General features: G+C 59.0%; 16 protein-coding genes. 12 read left to right on the top strand and 4 right to left on the bottom strand.

Annotated features, from left to right (window positions below):
- Positions 1-21: 21 nt before the first annotated feature.
- On the top strand, positions 22-711 hold the full coding sequence (locus PFLQ2_RS14775; protein ID WP_003181489.1) for an ABC transporter permease: 690 nt from the start codon (positions 22-24) through the stop codon (positions 709-711).
- Complete coding sequence (hisM, locus tag PFLQ2_RS14780) at positions 708-1,409, top strand: histidine ABC transporter permease HisM (RefSeq protein WP_003181488.1); 702 nt, start codon at positions 708-710, stop codon at positions 1,407-1,409. Before PFLQ2_RS14775 ends, hisM begins: the two co-directional genes overlap by 4 nt.
- 21 nt (positions 1,410-1,430) lie before the next feature.
- Here hisM and PFLQ2_RS14785 read toward each other — a convergent pair whose 3' ends face one another.
- Complete coding sequence (locus tag PFLQ2_RS14785) at positions 1,431-2,027, bottom strand: TetR/AcrR family transcriptional regulator (protein ID WP_003181486.1); 597 nt, start codon at positions 2,025-2,027, stop codon at positions 1,431-1,433.
- Between the two features lie 466 nt (positions 2,028-2,493).
- On the opposite strand from PFLQ2_RS14785, the gene PFLQ2_RS14790 reads away from it, so the two are divergent.
- The 10 genes from PFLQ2_RS14790 to PFLQ2_RS14835 all read left to right on the top strand — a co-directional run bounded on the left by PFLQ2_RS14790 (position 2,494) and on the right by PFLQ2_RS14835 (position 14,581).
- Positions 2,494-3,507 carry an SDR family oxidoreductase gene (locus PFLQ2_RS14790; RefSeq protein WP_003181485.1) on the top strand — a complete coding sequence of 338 codons (1,014 nt, stop codon included), beginning with the start codon at positions 2,494-2,496 and terminating at the stop codon, positions 3,505-3,507.
- 80 nt (positions 3,508-3,587) lie between these two features.
- Complete coding sequence (locus tag PFLQ2_RS14795) at positions 3,588-5,108, top strand: class I adenylate-forming enzyme family protein (protein ID WP_003181482.1); 1,521 nt, start codon at positions 3,588-3,590, stop codon at positions 5,106-5,108.
- Positions 5,098-5,709, top strand: coding sequence for an HAD-IB family hydrolase (locus tag PFLQ2_RS14800; RefSeq protein WP_003181480.1), 612 nt, complete (start codon positions 5,098-5,100; stop codon positions 5,707-5,709). The genes PFLQ2_RS14795 and PFLQ2_RS14800 overlap by 11 nt, the downstream gene beginning before the upstream one ends.
- 3 nt (positions 5,710-5,712) lie before the next feature.
- A complete protein-coding gene (locus PFLQ2_RS14805) occupies positions 5,713-7,476 on the top strand; it encodes an FAD-dependent monooxygenase (protein WP_003181479.1) in 1,764 nt (587 codons plus the stop codon).
- A gap of 102 nt (positions 7,477-7,578) precedes the next feature.
- On the top strand, positions 7,579-8,661 hold the full coding sequence (locus PFLQ2_RS14810) for an acyl carrier protein (protein WP_003181477.1): 1,083 nt from the start codon (positions 7,579-7,581) through the stop codon (positions 8,659-8,661).
- 78 nt (positions 8,662-8,739) lie between these two features.
- Positions 8,740-12,153: a beta-ketoacyl synthase N-terminal-like domain-containing protein gene (locus PFLQ2_RS14815; protein ID WP_003181476.1), complete on the top strand. Its 3,414-nt coding sequence runs from the start codon at positions 8,740-8,742 to the stop codon at positions 12,151-12,153.
- Positions 12,154-12,209: 56 nt separating this feature from the next.
- Entirely contained in the window at positions 12,210-12,686 is a 477-nt protein-coding gene (locus PFLQ2_RS14820) for an SRPBCC family protein (RefSeq protein WP_003181474.1), read from the top strand.
- A gap of 85 nt (positions 12,687-12,771) precedes the next feature.
- Positions 12,772-13,470 (top strand): outer membrane protein, encoded by a 699-nt coding sequence (locus PFLQ2_RS14825; protein ID WP_003181472.1) that lies wholly within the window; start codon positions 12,772-12,774, stop codon positions 13,468-13,470.
- A 117-nt stretch (positions 13,471-13,587) separates the two neighbouring features.
- Complete coding sequence (locus PFLQ2_RS14830) at positions 13,588-14,100, top strand: GNAT family N-acetyltransferase (RefSeq protein WP_003181471.1); 513 nt, start codon at positions 13,588-13,590, stop codon at positions 14,098-14,100.
- Positions 14,101-14,146: 46 nt separating this feature from the next.
- Positions 14,147-14,581: a DUF1810 domain-containing protein gene (locus PFLQ2_RS14835; protein WP_003181470.1), complete on the top strand. Its 435-nt coding sequence runs from the start codon at positions 14,147-14,149 to the stop codon at positions 14,579-14,581.
- Positions 14,582-14,687: 106 nt separating this feature from the next.
- Here PFLQ2_RS14835 and PFLQ2_RS14840 read toward each other — a convergent pair whose 3' ends face one another.
- The 3 genes from PFLQ2_RS14840 to PFLQ2_RS14850 all read right to left on the bottom strand — a co-directional run bounded on the left by PFLQ2_RS14840 (position 14,688) and on the right by PFLQ2_RS14850 (position 17,790).
- Complete coding sequence (locus PFLQ2_RS14840) at positions 14,688-15,197, bottom strand: GNAT family N-acetyltransferase (RefSeq protein ID WP_003181468.1); 510 nt, start codon at positions 15,195-15,197, stop codon at positions 14,688-14,690.
- A gap of 225 nt (positions 15,198-15,422) precedes the next feature.
- Positions 15,423-16,667: a saccharopine dehydrogenase family protein gene (locus tag PFLQ2_RS14845; RefSeq protein WP_003181466.1), complete on the bottom strand. Its 1,245-nt coding sequence runs from the start codon at positions 16,665-16,667 to the stop codon at positions 15,423-15,425.
- A gap of 25 nt (positions 16,668-16,692) precedes the next feature.
- Positions 16,693-17,790 (bottom strand): carboxynorspermidine decarboxylase, encoded by a 1,098-nt coding sequence (locus PFLQ2_RS14850; protein WP_003181463.1) that lies wholly within the window; start codon positions 17,788-17,790, stop codon positions 16,693-16,695.
- Positions 17,791-18,056: the final 266 nt, after the last annotated feature.

Here is an 18,056-nt window from a genome sequence, read left to right as displayed (position 1 = left end):
ACCCGTGCGGAGCCTGCAACCATGTTTCTCGAGGGATACGGCTATCTGATTTTCCAGGGCGCATGGCTGACCGTGCAGGTGGCCGCCTGGGCTGCCTGCGTCGCCATCACCCTGGGCCTGCTCGGGGCGCTGGCGAAGCTCTCGCCGCTGGCACCGCTACGGCTGGTCGCGACGATCTATACCACGCTGGTGCGCAGCGTGCCGGACCTGGTCCTGATGTTGCTGATCTATTACAGCGCGCAAATCGGGCTCAACCAGGTCGCGGATGCCTTCGGCCAGGAATCATTCCAATTGAACCCCTACGGCACGGCTATCGGTACGCTGGGTTTCATTTACGGGGCCTACTGCACCGAGACCTTTCGCGGCGCTTTCCAGGCGATCGCGGTCGGCCAACTGGAAGCGGCGCGGGCCTACGGCATGAGCCACTGGCAAGTACTATGGCGCATCCGCCTGCCGCAAATGATGCGCTTCGCCCTGCCCGGCATCGGCAACATCTGGCAAGTGCTCCTCAAAAGTGCCGGGCTGATATCGCTGTTGGGCCTCAACGACATGGTCCAGGTCGCCAAGCAAGCGGGCAATGCCACGTCGAGGCAGATGTTTTTCTACTTGGTGATTGCCGCGATATTCCTCGCCTTCGCAGTTCTCTCCAGCCTTGCCCTCAAACACCTGGAACGGCGCTACAGCCCGGAACCACAGCGGAGAGCGTCATGATCGAGATACTCAAGGAGTTCGGGCCCAATTTCCTCTGGACCGACGGTTATCGCTGGAGCGGCCTGTCCGTCACGCTATGGTTGCTGCTGACGTCCGCCGTCATCGGCTTGTTTGCGGCGATTCCCCTGGCGCTGATACGCACCTATGGCAGTCGCTGGCTGGCATTGCCTATCCAGCTGTACACCCTGGTGTTTCGCGGCACGCCGCTGTTCGTGCAGTTGCTGATCATCTACAGCGGCCTGGCCAGCCTGAGCGTCATCAGGGAAACGCCAAGCCTGTGGTGGTTCTTTCGTGACGGCATGCACTGCGTGATCCTGGCCCTGGCCCTGAACACCTGCGCCTACACCATCGAAATACTCGCCGGCGTACTGCGCACCACCCCACGTGGCGAAATCGAAGCCGCCCTGGCCCTGGGCATGACCCGCAGCCAGTTGTTCATCCTGGTGCTGATTCCAAGCATGCTGCGCCGGGCACTCCCGGCTTACAGCAACGAGGTGATTTTTGTCCTGCATGCCACGGCCATCGCCTTTACCGCCACCGTGCCCGACATCCTGAAAATCGCCGGAGATGTCAACGCGGCCACATTCAAGACCTTCCAGGCGTACGGGATCGCTGCCCTGCTCTACATGCTGCTGGCCTGCGCCCTGGTGGGCATATTCCGAATGGCCGAGCGCCGCTTGCTGGCGTACCAGCGATAACCTACAACTTACACGGCAAACTTATAACGGCTCCGCAGTCTGGATCAGCGAGTTCAGTACCAACTTTATTTCAGCGGCCGGGTCTTCATGCCCTTGTAATATCAAGCCTTCCGACAGTGCGGTAAAAGTCTTTGCCAGTGCAGCATTCTGCAGCGGCGGCTTCTTCCCGGCATGATTGAATATGATGCTGATGAGTTGGCCCAAGGCCTCGCTGTTTTCCTCATGCAACTCATAGTAATGCGGGGCAAAATCTTCATCGCGCAAGGCGATCAGTTGCAACTCAGCATCGAGGATCGCACAACGGGTATTATTCTTCAGTGTGTCGATGTAAGCGTTCAAGCCGTGGGCCAATTGCTCGGACGAATACCCTGCAGCCAAAGTCGAACTTAATCGGTCGATCTCGACTCGCTTGAACCGCTGGGCCAATTGCAGAAGTAAATCCGACTTGCTTGTAAAGTTTGAAAAAAAAGCGCCCTTGGAAAAACCAGCCGCCTCGGAAATGGCGTTGACGCTGGCGGCATGAAAACCTTTGCTGATCATCAGTTCAGTGGCGGTGTCGAACAGTGTATCTCTGGTTAGTTGTTGGCTCTCTTCTCGACCCAATCTCTTTTTAATCACGCCCTCGGCTCCCTTGGCCAAAAATCATATCTAATTGTTACTGGATGCAACGCATCGGCTACTCACCGTCCAGTCTCCAATTTTGCCGTTCCATCTTATACGCGCCTCGCTCAATGATTGACATTTAAAACTTAAATAAAGTGCCATGTTTTTGCCATGTAGTTGAGTGAATGAACCCGTGCGCAAGATCGGCCATCACGCCAGATCTGCGTGGGTCGGGCGAGCGAATCCAGCCGGAATTTGTGCCCGTTCGGACCGATCATCCGCTGAGCTTTTTTTGCCACGAGGCGCTGAAATCCCAGGATTTACGGGCTCTCGGGCGGAAGCTACGAAATACCACTTGATTTTCAGATACCGAATGGTTTTTACTTGCGCCGTTGGTGGAGCCCAACACCTGTTCAGCCCAGCGAGTCGGCCATGCCGATCTTGACTCAGCGGCAGGTCATCTCACAGGAGCTGGATCTTAATGGAATATGCCTTCGTCACAGGCGCTACTGGCCTGCTGGGAAATAACGTCGTTCGTGCGTTGCTGAAACGAAACATCAAGGTCAAGGCGCTGGTCCGTTCCGCAGAAAAAGCCAGAAAGCAATTCGGTGGCCTGCCCGTCGAACTGGTCGAAGGGGACATGCTTGACGTCGCCGCCTTCAGTCATGCTCTCCAAGGGTGCGACGCCCTGTTTCACACCGCAGCCTATTTTCGCGACAGCTACAAGGGCGGCAAACACTGGCAAAAGCTGTACGACACCAACGTGACGGGCACCGAACGCCTGTTACAAGCAGCCTATGCCGCCGGTATCCGTCGAGCGGTGCACACCTCTTCGATTGCCGTCCTCAAGGGCAACCGTGACCAAGTGATCGATGAAACAATGTCTCGCAGCGAACTCGAGGCCGACGATTACTACTTGAGCAAAATACTGTCCGAACAAAAAGTCCAAGCGTTCCTTTCCAGTCACCCGGATATGTTCGTCGCCATGGTATTACCCGGATGGATGTTTGGCCCCGGTGATATAGGTCCGACCTCGTCGGGACAATTCCTTCTGGATTTTGTAGGACAAAAACTGCCCGGTGTACTGCCTGGCAGCTTCTCCGTCGTCGACGCCCGGGACGTAGCCGAACATCAACTCGCGGCCATTACCCGCGGTAGATCCGGCGAGCGCTATCTGGCGGCCGGCAATCACATGGACATGAAAAGCATCTTCCAGGCGTTGTCGAGTGTCAGTGGCGTAAAAGCGCCGGAGCGTAACGTGCCACTGTTCATGCTACGAATCATTGCCTGGTTCTATGAAGGTTATTACCGCCTCACGAAAAAACCCGTGCTGATCAGTACTTCCACGGTCAAGCTCATGGAACAAGAACAAGGCCGTACACACTTCAGCCATCAAAAAAGCGCAAAGGAACTGGAATGCAAGTTCCGCCCTGTCGCTGAAACACTGACCGATACTCTCGCCTGGTATCGGAACAATAACTACGTAGATGCTTGATTGAAACAATTCATATATAGCCTGCCTCTGCAGTACTTTTTTGACTAGCCATACATCCAAGGATTGAGAGAGGTTGGTAAATGAAAAGCCTTTCATATAAAGAAGGTTTTCTGCATCGCTTTGTCGGTATTTCGGAGTCGTTCCCCGAGCAGATTGCAATAAAGCACCTGGACGAACAAGACGATACCGTGACTTATCGCGAGTTACGAATCAAGGCCGAAGTATGTAACGGTGCCCTTCAGGCGCTGGATGTATTACCCGGCGATAAAGTTGCGCTTGTACTGCCCAACGGGGTGGCATTCATTGCTTACTATTTGGCGATAATCGGGCGCGGAGCCATCCCGGTCATCCTCAACTGCAAGCTGACCCCTTTCGAGATGTCCAACGTCGTCAGCCTCGCCAGGCCGTCGCTGGTGGTCACGACCGAAGCCCTATGGGTGCAGCACAGCGAGACATTCCAGCCGTCCAACGGCGTCCGGCACTCCCTGCTGCTGGACACCGGGAGCGAGCTGGCGCCACCGCTATCGGCCAACGCAACGGCTGCGGTTGAGCTTGCGCACAACAGCACCCCATTGATCCTGCCCGAGGGCAATCCGGTGGTCTCGGTGCAGTTCACCTATCGAGGCACCGGCAAGCCCCTGGCAGTCTCGCACCGCTACCTCGACCTGACGCAATCGAGTGATGGCTTGCACGAGCATTTTCATCGCCAAGGCGTTGGCTCCGTTCACTTGGTGACGCTGCCGCTATACGCCATCTTTGGACTCTGCGTGATGATGGTGTTTCCGCTCAGCATCGGCGCCACGCTGCTGATGACCAACACCTTGCTCAATCGCGACCTGGCAGAGGTGCTGTCGGAGCATCAGGTGAGCTTCGCCTGCCTGGTGCCCGACGTCATCCGCTACTTCAATACGCGACTGACCAAACGCAAAGGCGCGCTGTTGCCGATGCACCCTCAACTGATGCTCTACTCGGGTGGCAGCCATCTGCCGGCCGACGAAGCCGACAAGCTGGGCAAGTTGCTGGGGTGCAAGCCAGTGCTGCAAGGCTACGGCTTGACCGAGAGCATGCCGGTGATTGTGCAGAGTTCGATTGGCGCGGTTCATCGCGGCGCCATGGGCCAACCGATCAGTGGCGTGGATCTGCGAGTCGTCGATGCCCAGGGACAGGACGTGGCCGCTGGACGTATCGGCGAATTGCTGATTCGCGGGGCCATGGTCATCGATGGCTATGACAATGCCGATGAGGCCAACGCCCGGTTTTTCCGTGATGGCTGGTTCCACAGCGGTGACCTGGTCTGGCGCAACGACGATGGGCATGTGTTTTTCTATTGCCAGCGCCTGCGCATTTCCAAAATCAAGGCGCAGATGGTCGACCTGACGGAAGTCGAATCCATCGCCCTGAAGCACCCCGATGTCGTGCGCGCCAAAGCCTACATCGTCCCGGACAACAAGGAAGTCAACGTACTGCACCTGTGCGTTGAAGGAAGCGACGACCTGAACCAGGCCGCTGTATCCACCCTGCTCTCGCATTACCTGTCGGGCTTCAAGTTGCCCAGGAACATCGAGATCATCTCGCTCAAGGAAGAGGCAAATGCACGCTGACAGCACACAACCGGTACTCGCGGTTTTCGACTTCGATGGCACGCTCACCGACCGGCATACCTTCTGGCGCTACATGCGCTTTATCGTGGGCACCCGCTCGTTCTGGCTGAGGATCATCCCACTGTTACCGAAGATGCTCAGCGTGATCCTGGGCTTTACCCCGTTGATGCAGGCCCGGCTGGCTTTCATTGCCTGCTACCTGGGTGGCCTTTCGGTGGAACAGGAGCGCGAGCACGCCAAATATTTCATTACCGAGCAACTGCCGCTCTGGCTCAGGCCTGAAGCCCTGCGCCGGCTCAAATGGCATCAGTCCATGGGGCACCGCACCGCGCTGGTCAGCAATTCGCCGGAAAACTACCTGATCCCCTGGGGCCAGGCCGCTGGCTTCGACTATGTGTGCGGCACCCGCCTGGCCACTGCAAAAAACCGTCTCACCGGGGCGATATCCGGTACCAACTGCGTGGAGAGAGAGAAAGTCACACGGCTCAAAGGCTGCGTGGGCAACCTCGATGACTTTTACATTTATGCCTACGGCGACTCATCCGGTGACGCGGCGCTGCTCGACATTGCCGACTCTCCCTTCTACAGAAACTGGTACTGACCGATGAATACCCTGAGTACGCTGGCACCCAAACACTTCAAGCGTCCCGGCAGCAACCCGACCGTCATGATCGTAGGGGCTGGCCCCATTGGCTTATCCCTGGCCATCATGCTGAAGCAGTGGGGCGTGTCTTTTCGCATCATCGAGAAGAATGTCGGGCCGTCGACGGCAACCAAAGCGATGGCCATCCATTCCCGGACGCTGGAAATCTTTCGCGACCTGGGCGTTGCCGATCGAGCCATCCACGACGGATTCACCATCAACCAGTTTTCGGTGCAGTCCAACGCCAAGCGGGTATTGAATTACAACTTCTCCTACCTGGACGCGACCTATCCCCTGCTCCTCAGCCTGCCGCAACCACAGACCGAGAAAATCCTTCTCGAACGGCTGAACGAGCTGGGCGCACAGGTGGAATGGAATACCGAGCTGGTCGATATAGACAACCAGCCAGGCTCGGTGCACATGACCCTTCGTCACGCCGACGGCACCGACGAAAGCTTCGCCAGCCGCTGGGTGGTCGCCTCTGATGGGGCGCGCAGCAACATCCGCAAGCGCCTCGACATGGCCTTCGAGGGATCGTCCTACGACCGCTTCTTCATGCTCGCCGACGCCGATATCGAGTGGGCCGGAAGCAAGGATGAGGGGGCATTTTTCCTGGGTGCGCAGGACGGTTATGTGGCCGTCGCGCCGATCAGCGCCCAATCGCGCTATCGGCTGTTCATCGAGATGCCTTACGACCTTCCGCCCGAAGGCGAGCGTCCCTCCCTGAGCCTGGAAAATTTCCAGCGGTTGTGTGAAGGCCGTGGACAAAAGATGACACTGTCCAATATTTCTTCGACCACCATCGCTTCTTTCCAACACCGCCGCGTGCAGTCGATGCAGCAAGGCTCGGTGTTCCTGGTGGGGGACTCGGCGCATATCGGCAGCCCGATCGGCGGGCAGTGGATGAATCTCGGAATCTCCGAGGCGTATAACCTGGCGTGGAAGATGGCCTATGTCGACCAAGGCCTGGCGGATCCGTCCCTGTTGGAGAGCTACAACGAGGAGCGCTACCCGGTAGCGCTCGAAGTGGAAAACACCGCGCACAGATTGACGGGGCTGATTACCGTCAAGCAGCGGGCCCTGGTCTGGCTGCGCGACAACGTCCTGCCGCTGATCAGCAGCAGGAAAAAGGTCCAGCGCAAACTGCCGTCGATGATTTCCGGCCACCAGTATCACTACGGCAAAAGCGATTACATCCAGGACTCGTTGACGAACAAGCAGCGCCAGAACTGGAGCCGTAAAGGCAAGAAACCCGAGTTCCAGGCTTCGGCGCCCCGCGCTGGACAACTGGCCCCCGATGTCGAGCTGTGGCAAGCGCAAGGCATGCCAGTAAAACGCTTGATCGACGTGTTCCACGGTACGTTCACGCTGTTGATTTTCAGCGCGGCCGACCAGTTTTCCCCTTTGCTGCCCGGCTATTACTCGCTGGCCCAGTCGGTGGAAAACGACTACCCAGGCATCAAGGCCTATTGCGTGATCGATGCCCTGAGCAGCGCCGGATTACCGGCCTGGCACTCCACGCTGCTGGACCCCGATTGGCGGTTACACAAACGCTACCACGCCAAGGAGGGCACGCTGATGCTCATTCGTCCTGATGGCTACATCGCCTTCCAGGGCGCCGATGCAATGACGCTGGTGAGCTACCTGAACGCCCGGTCCGGGCTGATCAAAGGCGCCCTGAAAACAACATCTTGCGAGATCGACGCAGTGGAACTCCAACTTTAAGTCTTTAAATGGCTACTGCCCGTTTCACCGTTCTGAACAAGGCCCAGTCCTGGGCCACGCTTTTTGATTTGCCTATTTGAAGTATTGGTTATGGAGAACCGCATGCGCTTGCAACTCAACGATGTTGTGCAGGAATTTATCGTGTCCAACGGAAAAATCGCCCACAGCTATTTTTCCCTTTCCGAGAAGATCATCGATTCACTGTGCGAATCCAATGTCGCCAAGGAATCCATTTTGATGCGCCTGCTGGAGCAGGCCGAATCCGTTACCGCGCATTATTTCAATGCTCATCAGCAGGTGCTGGAAGGCGTCTATGCCCATGGGCTTGAAGCCCCCGCCAGCAACAACATCCCTATGCTGGAACCGGTGCAGGCCAATGCGCCGGTGCTGGTTTGCGTGCCTGTCGCAGGGCCGGCGCCGGCGCCCGACTACGCGCAATGGCTGCGCGCCGAGATAAGCTCGGTCACCGGTTTCAAGAAGGAACAAATCGACTTCGACCAGCGTTTCGACAGCCTGGGTATCGACTCCCTGGGATTGGTGGATCTCTTCGAATCCCTGGCCAAGCAATTCCCGGAAAAGAAAGCGCTCACTTCGCTGCTCTTCGATGCGCCGACGCCCACAGCCCTGCTGGCACGGCTTGAAGCCGATCCTCAGGCGCCTGCGGTGGATGCCCAGGCTTGGGTGCTGGAACAGCTGGCGACCATCACCGGTTTCACGGTCGAGCAGATCGATCCGACACACAGCTATGAAAGCCTGGGCCTGGACTCCCTGGTGCAGCTGGATTTCCTCGAGTCGGTCGTGGCCTTGTGGCCGCAGCTCAAGGCCCAGAGCTCCGAACTCGCCAACGCCAAGTCGCCGCAGGCAACCATTGCCGTCATCAATGCCGCCCTGGCCGATCCCGAGGCGATAGCGGCGCAGGACGTAGCGAATTCGCCTGGTGCAACACACACGCCGGCGCCAGCCAACCCTCTCTTGTTCGACGCCCTGTCGCCTTTGCTACCCGACGCGGCGCAGTCCATCGACATCCAGACGCCGTTCGCCCAACTGGGCCTTAATGGCTTTGCCCGGGAAGCCCTCTGCCAATCCATGGCGCAACAGTGCACAGCCAGCGAGTTCGCCGGTGAAGCGCTGATGTCCCGTCGTACGCCGCAAGACGCCCTGTCGTTGCTGGCAAGGCTCAGCTGAGTCGAACGACCCACTACGGAAAAAAATCCGCGGCGATCGAAACGATCGCCCGGCATTTTTGCGACCAGGAGAATGGATATGAGTGGCGCAGTAACAACAACGGGCGATTTCTGCTTCAGCGCAATGGCGGGCGAGTTTCCGGGGGCCCCGTCGACGGAGGCGCTCTGGCAGTTGCTCTGCCAGGGGCGCACGGCCCCTATCGAATCGATGCCGGCACGCTGGGAACTGGACAAGACGTCGATCTATTCGGCCAAGGCCGGAGAAAAAGATCGCGTCTACCTGGACAGCGCTTTTTGCCTCACCGACGACGCCTCGATCCCGTCACGGCATGAGGGGCGACAGGTCGCCATTGGCAAGAAAGTCCTGGGGACGCTGCTTGCCCAGATCGTCGGGCAGGGTTCGGCGCTGTGCCGGGAGCGCACCGCACTGGTGGTCGCGACGTCCTGGAGTGATGAAAGCTATTTCGTCACGGGATTGGCCGTCAAAACAGATGCCCGGCAAGGCTATACACCGGGCGAACAGGTGGCTGAACTGGCGGCGGCTTTCGGCCTCGGCAGTCCGGCGCTGTCGGTGGACACCGCGTGCAGTTCCTTTCCCTACGCCATCGACATGGCCCAGGCCCTGGTCAACAGTGGCCAGGCGGACCACGCGATTGTCATGGCGCTCAACACAGTGTTGCCACCTGCGCTGTTCCTCGGTTTTTCCCAGTTGACGGCTTTTTCCGCCCGGGCCCGAATGGAAGCGTTCGGCCAGGACGCCGACGGCATTGTGCCGGGCGAATGTGCGGTGGCATTTCTGGTCGAGCCGGTCGCCCAGGCCCTGACTGCGCAGCGCCGCCCGCTGGGCGTGCTACGGGCGCTGGGACTGTCCGCCGATGGCGCCGAGGGTTCGGTATTTGCGCCGGGCCAACAGGCTCAATACATGGCTTATCAACGTGCCTACAGCGGCCTTGACCCTAGCGATGTCGACTACATCGAAACCCACGGCACCGGCACGCCGCTGGGGGATGCGACGGAGTTGGCGTCGCTGGACGGCTTCTTCGCTCCCCATCGCCCGGACGGCAAGAAAATAAGCATCGGTTCGATCAAGTCTGTCATCGGTCACCCCTTGGCCGCTGCGGGAGGCGCTTCGCTCGCCAAGGCTTTGATGATATTGCGTCATAAAGGCATTCCTCCCCAGCCCGACTACCGTCCCAGCGCAAAAGTCGACAAGACGTGCCTGCAACTCGCCACCCATGAAGTAAAGGCCCTGGCGGATCGGCAGTCACCGATCCGGATCGGCATTTCCAGTTTCGGCTTTGGCGGCGCCAACGCCCACCTGGTCGTCGAGGAATACATTCCCGACAACCGCCCCGCCGCGCCTCGTGTGGCCCCCGGCGTGCTGATGCTGGACCTGGCCATTGTCGAGGCTGAAGCAGCGTTGGGCGGCCACAGTTCATTGCAGGCCTTCCGGCAACAGCTGGACCAGCCGGCGACGCCCTCGGTCACGTTCCCCTATGGGCGTTTCGTTGATTACTCGGCGTCCCCCGCCCAACCGTTGCAGGGAAGGTTCCTGGCACAGGATCAGGTCATCGACATCGACGGCTTCGGCATGGGCCCCAAGCCCCTGGCCCACGTCGACCCCTTCAAGCTGTTGATCACCGATCGCGTCAATCACGTGCTGCGTCGCTTGCCGGGCGTGGCCGGCTCACCCGGCACGGCAATGGTCATGTGCTGCAACATGGGCGGCGAGCGCTTCAGCAACGCCTACAGCAGCGCCCACAATTTTTACGCCCGGTCCCAGGGAAAGGCACCGGGCGTGGAAGTGACCGACGTGGCAACCATGCTGCCCAATATGTTGTCCGGTTATCCAGCGCAGATTTTTGACTTCAAGGGATTTCACCAAACCCTGGTCGGCACTGCGGGCCTCTTCTGGCACACCCTGTTGGCTTCACAGCAATGGTTCAAGGAAGGCATTACGACGCTGCTGCTCGGTGCGGGACGTTTCATGAGCAGTGAAATCGAGGTCGAACGCGCCCTGCACGCTGCGGTACCACAGGGCGAAGGCTTGGGCCTGCTCGCGTTGCGCCCTTATCAACCGAATGCCAGCGAAAAACCTTTGCTGGTAATCCGCGCAGCGGTCCTCGCCCATGCCGCCGGTTCATTGGAGGAGGCTTGCCGGTTGCTGGGCAAGGATCGCGGTCGATATTCGAGCATCGAGGTCTGCGAGCTCCAGCCTGACACGACGCCTGCCCACGGCTCGCTGCGGGAGAAGACCGGTTTCCTGGCAGAAGCCAGTGGCATCGAAACCCTGTTGGCGGTGATGCTGGCCGATGTGAAGCACACCGTGATCGAGGTCCGCGAGGCCGGCAAGGCGGTGATGTGGTTGTTCACCGAAAAGCTGCGGGAATGGCGTGCGTCGGCGGACACCACCGACCCCATCAAGCTTGCGTTCATGTTGCGCTTTGCCCATTCGTCCTCCCAGCAATTGCAGCAACTCATCGCACCGGCGCGACCTGCCAGCCTCGTCCGCGAGCCGCAACAAGACGGCGTCGATGTACTGCAGCTCAGCGAGATGTTGACCAGCACCATGCTCTCGGGATTGCGCGTCAGGGTTCGAGCCATGGAAGGGCTGTTTGCCCTGCACCGCGGCGTGGAAAACCAACGCCCGGCGCAGTGGCAACGGCGCAGGGAAAATAGTGTGATCACTCACATCCAGCGCAGCCCCCACGCGTTGCAGGCACAGCTGGTGGTGGACGAAGCTCACCCGTATTTCTTCGATCACCCGCTGGAGCACATCCCCGGCATCCTATTGCTTGAGGGCGTGCTGCAACTCATTGAACTCGCCATGCCGCCGTTGAGCGGACGGGTTGCCTACGTCAAGACCCTGGAGATCAAGTTCCAGCACTACGTACAAAAGCATGGGGCGATAGACCTGCTGCTGGAGCAAGGCAAAGATCCGCAGGTGTTCAATGCGAAGGTCATGCAGGGCGAAAAACTTATGTGCACTTGCGTGTTGGGAATGGCCTATAGCTCGGCGTTCGAGACATCGCCGGCCGGCCTGTTCACCGCCACCCCTTGCCGTGACAAAGCCTTGTTGCACAAGGCGCGAGAAGAAAACGTCATCGTCAGTGAGATGAGCGGCATCGCTCAAGGGCTGAGCGTGGACACGGTGAAGCTGCCGGACGAGCACTTTTTCCAGGAAGGCGATCCCGCGCACCATTCGATGGTGTATTTCCTCGAAGTGGCCCGCCAGTGCTACATGCAGATCGCCCACAGCCATCTGCGCATTCCCCTCAATACGCCGATGAACCTGCTGGCCTTGAGTTTCACCCTGGACCGGCCAATCCCCAGGAACAGTCCGCTGTCGCTGGCACCGCAAGCCGGTTTCGACGCGCGGTTCCAGTCATTCAAGACCAACCGCATCTACATCGACCTGTTCAACCGGGGCGAAAAAATCGGTCAAGCGAGCATTACCGCGCAGGTGCTGAGTCAATCCGCACCGGCCGCCTGAGGCGCTGGATGAACCGGCCCCAGCGTGACCCAGCCCTTCACAACCAAGGTATCGCCGTGAACGACGTCAAAGTGCAAGTCATAGTCAAATCGCCGCCTGCTGAAATCTGGCAGATCTGGAGCAATTTCCCAGAAGCGCCGTTGTGGGACACCGACGTGCGCCATTGTGAGCTCGACGGTCCGTTTCAAGCGGGCACACGAGGCAAATGTGTCCTGAAAAATGGCTTGAGCATGCCATTGAAACTGGAGGCCGTAAGCCCGTACGAAAGCTATCGCAACAGCGCGAGACTGCTTTGGATCGATCTGGAATTCGACCATCAGATGCGCAGGCTTTCCCCGGATGAAACCCATGTCATCCACAGTGCAAAAATCGCCGGGCCCTTGAGTTTCCTGTACCGCGGGCTCTTGCGCAAAGCGCTGACCGCAGCGATGACCACCGCACTGGACAACCTCCGCACCCTGGCCGAGCAACGGAGCAATGCCATCACCCGCCAGGGACAGGCAAAAACCGGCACGCACCTGCACGTTGTATGAAACCGACCGGGCGAACGCGTGCTTGGACGCTCGCGCCTGGACACCCTTCGCTTATTTATCGATAACAGCACACTTCGGATCGAGCATGAATCTTAAAAAGAACACCCGGTATCTCGTGATGGGCATCATCGGCACGGGAGTTATCGCCCCGGCGTCCGGTTTCGCCGACACCCTTGGGCCCTATCTCAGCGGCATGGCCGGCGTGAACTGGGTCGAGGCACAGGACCTGAACCAGAACAACCTCGATTTCGTCGAGATGGAGTTCAACCAACCGCTTCACTCCGGCTACGCGACCGGACTGGCGTTCGGCTGGCGGTTCCCGATCGGGCTCCGTCCCGAAGTGGAGCTGAGCTACCGAAAAAATACCCTGGCCCAGTTCAATCACCGGGTCTATGAAGGCGGCGGCAGCATCGACGGTGAAGGCGAAGAGCAAGCTACCGCGCTGATGGCCAATCTTTGGTATGACGTCCTGAACCTGCCTGCGCCCTTGAACCGGTTCACGCCGTATGTCGGTGGCGGCCTGGGCTACGCCGTCCTGAAAGTCAGTGGCCTGGAAGCCGGCGGCGTCCAGTTCGGCGATACCCACCGCGACACCGTCTCGGCCTACCAACTCGGCGCCGGGATCGGCTACGAGCTGACCGACCATTGGTCCATGTCCATGGATTATCGCTACTTCAAGACCCGCGAAGCGCACTTCGGCAATATCCAGGGCCTGCCCGAAGGTGACGTGCAAACCGAATACAAGGCACAGTCGTTGATGCTCGGCTTGCGGTACTGGTTGTAGGCGCTGGAGGCTCCTGCGCCCGGCCTCGACCGGGCGCAAATTTGTCCTTCACAGGCAGTTGCCGTGGTCCGCGCTGACGAGTAGGTTCTTACCTGGCTCGTCGACAAGGAAACCCACATGCCAGGCCCCGCATCACGCCTGATCTACCGAAAACCACAGCCCGCTGACGTGTCGCGGCTGTTCGCCATTTATGGCGACCCACGCACCCATCTATTCAACCCGGCAGGCCCAATGACCAGCCTGGCCGAGGCTCAGGCGCTCCTGAACCATTGGCTCGAGCACTGGGACAACCATGGCTACGGCTGGTGGGCGGTAGCTCGCAACGAGGCGCCGGAACACCTCATCGGTTTCGGCGGCATCGCCGCTCATGATTACCTGGCCGAGCAACGGGTCAATCTCGGGTACCGCTTTGCCGTCGAGGCATGGGGCCAGGGCTACGCCACCGAGCTGGGCAGCACTGCCCTGACGCAGGCCTTTGGGCCGCTGTCTTTACCCGACGTCTTCGGCCTGGTCAGGCCCGGGCATGCCGCGTCGATCCGGGTCCTGGAGAAGCTCGGCATGCATCGTTTCGGCGAATTGGACGACGTGCCGAGCGAGGCGCCAAGCCTGGTGTATCGACGACAGAAATGAACCAGTGTGGCGCCCATCGAAACAAATACTTTATCGGAGCGTTGACATGACTGAATCACTGGAGCGTTTTGTCCAGGCTCAAGCATCGAGCTATGAACGCGCCCTGCGAGAGCTTGAACGTGGGCGCAAGGAAAGCCACTGGATATGGTTCATATTTCCCCAGCTACGCGGCCTGGGGTCCAGTGAGAATGCCACCTTCTACGGCCTGCGCGACATCGAAGAGGCCCGTGACTATCTTCGTCACCCGCTCCTGGGACCGCGACTCGAGCGCGCCACCCTCGCCGTCCTGGACTCGAAAAACCCCATTGAACACCTGCTGGGCTCCCTGGATGCCATGAAATTCGCCTCCTGCATGACGTTGTTTTCAGCGGCCGCAGGTGAGAGTTCCCTGTATGCGCGGGCGCTTGAAGGCAGGGTCAGTGCCGACTCAAGAACACTTGGGATACTTGAACAGCAAAGGAGAAAAACGCCTGATCGCTGACCATGGCTGCCTCAAAGCCTCTCTAATCCGACGATGCCAGCCGAATAGATTGAGGCTGCCGTGAAGACTCAGTATTGACTCGCCAGAACGAAATTCCAGGCGGAGGTCAATCAGCCCGGACCGCAAGGACAAAGCGGCAGCCGCACTCCGCGTCTTCGCCGGGCAGGAGGGGCTCAGGCACGAACCCGCATCGTCCAAGAACCTTCATCGAGCCGACATTCTGTTCGTAGGCATAAGCCACCAGTTGCGTCAGGGCCCAACGCGCCCTTGCCTGCCGGATCAGATGTTCCAAGGCCATCGTAGCGAGGCCTTGCCGGCAGCAGTCCAGGGCGATCCGATAACCTACCTGCGCAGAACGGCCCGGTGGGTCGATGCCTTTCAAATTCGCCCGGCCAACGATTCGCCCGTTGCAATCCTCGATCACAAACGGGTGCCAGGCGCCTGCGGCAAACCCGGATAGGTATTCGTCAATGTGATCAGCAACACCTTCCAAGGAATAGAAGGCAGGGTCGCGTGGGTCGATATGGGACTCGAACCAATCACGGTTGTGGATTTCGAAGGCCAGTAGCGCTTCAGCGTCGGTAGTTTTCAGCTCTCGAATTCTGAATGGTTTCACTGATTGAGTCTCCTGGGCCTTGAATCGCAATCGTAAGGTGGAGGGAGGGTCCAGGGCTAGGGTTCTTGCTTTCGCTTGGGGCATGCGGCGGTTTGTATGGGGGCTGCCGGGCAGCCCAGCGGGAGCAAGTCCCCTCGCCACGGGATGATGTGCCCCATAAACGAAAATGCCCCGTACCTTTCGATACGGAGCATTTATTCAAGCTACCCGCAGACTGTCAGTTTCTCAGGCGGGTTGATTCCAGGGACGATCTCCATTTTCGTCCTTGATGCGCGTCGGCAGGCCCATCACGTCGAGCGCTTCGAGGAATGCCTCGGCGGGCAACTCTTCGACATTGACCATGCGCTGCACGTCCCACTCGCCACGGGCTACCAGCAGGGCTGCGGCCACGGGCGGTACGCCGGCGGTATAGGAAATGCCCTGGCTATCGGTTTCTGCGTAGGCGTCCTCGTGGTCGGCCACGTTGTAGATGAACATCTCGCGCGGCTGGCCGTCCTTGACACCCTTCACCAGGTCACCGATGCAGGTCTTGCCGGTGTAGCCCGGCGCCAGCGAGCTCGGGTCAGGCAGCACGGCCTTGACCACTTTCAGCGGCACCACTTCCAGGCCTTCAGCGGTCTTGACCGGTTGCTCGGAGAGCAAGCCCAGGTTCTTCAGCACGGTGAACACATTGATGTAGTGCTCGCCGAAGCTCATCCAGAAACGCACGTTGGGCACGTCGAGATTCTTCGACAGCGAGTGCACTTCGTCGTGACCGGTCAGGTACAGGTTCTGCGAGCCCACGACCGGCAGATCGTCGGTGCGCTTGACTTCGAACATGGTGTTGCTGGTCCACTGGCTGTCCTGCCAGCTCCACACCTGTCCGGTGAATTCACGGAAATTGATTTCCGGGTCGAAATTAGTGGCGAAATATTTGCCATGGGAGCCGGCATTGACGTCGAGAATGTCGATCGAATCAATGCGGTCGAAATGCTGTTGCTGCGCCAATGCCGCATAGGCGTTGACCACACCCGGGTCGAAGCCCACGCCGAGAATGGCGGTGATGTTCTTCTCCTGGCATTCCTGGAGATGATTCCACTCGTAATTGCCGTACCAAGGCGGCGTTTCGCAGACCTTGCCCGGTTCTTCGTGGATGGCGGTGTCCAGATAGGCGACGCCAGTATCGATGCAGGCACGCAGCACCGACATGTTGAGGAAAGCGGAGCCGACGTTGATGACGATCTGCGACTCGGTTTCGCGAATCAGCGCCTTGGTCGCTTCGACATCCAGAGCGTTCAGTGCAAAGGCCTTGATGTCGGCGGGTTGCTTGAGGCTACCCTTGGCCTTGACGCTGTCGATGATGGCCTGGCATTTGGAGATGTTGCGCGACGCGATAGCAATACGACCGAGTTCGTCGTTGTGCTGCGCGCACTTGTGGGCCACCACCTTGGCGACACCTCCTGCACCAATGATAAGTACGTTCTTCTTCAATTTCTTCATTTCTCCTTCTGCCAGCTCAGGACAGGCTGGACAGATAGTCGTCGTAAACAAACTCGCGAACCACCTCGACACTGCCGTCGAGTTGTTTCACTACGATGGACGGCATTTTCAGGCCGTTGAACCAGTTTTTCTTGACCATGGTGTAGCCCGCTGCGTCGATGAACGACAGCCGATCGCCGATGGACAGCGGACGATCGAATTGGTATTCGCCGAAAATGTCTCCGGCCAGGCACGACTTGCCGCACACCATGTAGGTGTGTTCGCCCTCGCTCGGCGCCAGCTTGGCGTCCAGGCGATAGATCAGCAGATCGAGCATGTGTGCTTCGATGGAGCTGTCCACCACGGCCAAATGCTTGCCGTTGTACAGCGTGTCGAGGACGGTGACTTCAAGCGAGGCACTCTGGGTGATCGCCGCTTCGCCCGGTTCCAGGTAGACCTGCACGTCATACTTTTGCGAAAACGCCTTGAGGCGTGCGCAGAACGCGTCCAGGGCATAGCCCTCGCCGGTGAAGTGGATGCCGCCGCCGAGGCTGACCCACTCGACCTTGTGCAGCAGATGACCAAAGCGTTCTTCGATAGTGCCCAGCATTTGGTCGAACAAGCCGAAATCGCCGTTCTCGCAGTTGTTGTGGAACATGAAACCGGAAATCTGCTCGATGACTTGCTCGACCTTCACCGGGTCCCATTCGCCCAGGCGGCTGAAAGGACGCGCCGGGTCGGCGAGCAGGTAGTCGGAGCTGCTCACTTGCGGGTTGACCCGCAGGCCACGGACCTTGCCGGCCGAGGCTTCGGTGTAGCGTTGCAGCTGGCCGATGGAGTTGAAGATGATCTTGTCGCAGTTGGCGAGCATGTCCTCGATCTCATCGTCGGCCCAGGCCACGCTGTAAGCGTGGGTCTCGCCCGCGAACTTCTGCCGGCCCAGCTTGAGTTCATAAAGCGACGACGAAGTAGTGCCGTCCATGTACTGCTGCATCAGGTCGAACACCGACCAGGTGGCGAAGCATTTGAGCGCCAGCAAGGCCTTGGCCCCCGATTGCTCACGCACATAGGCGATCTTCTGCATGTTCGCCAGCAGCTTCTGTTTGTCGATGAGGTAGTACGGCGTTTTGATCATTTTCGCGGCCTCCGGCAAGGCGAGCCAAAAAAGGATGCGCATTGTGCCTTCACTCACTGCATATCGAAAGAGCGAATAGCCCCGTTTATACAATCACACGGATCCGCGCCGAAGCTTCCGATAATCGGGGGTATTGAGTGACAGGGTTCGATGACACCTGGATGACAGTTGCCGTCTGTAAACCCAGTGGACGTCATTACCGTGTAACAAATTGCAACTAGCGTGATTCGCGCCGCCACGTTGTGAGTTGGCCTATCCCCTATGAC

The sequence above is a fragment of the Pseudomonas fluorescens Q2-87 genome (assembly GCF_000281895.1).
In the GTDB taxonomy this organism is placed as follows: domain Bacteria; phylum Pseudomonadota; class Gammaproteobacteria; order Pseudomonadales; family Pseudomonadaceae; genus Aquipseudomonas; species Aquipseudomonas fluorescens_S.
Note: the sequence above shows the minus strand (reverse complement) of the source record. Positions and strands in the feature narration are given on the sequence as shown.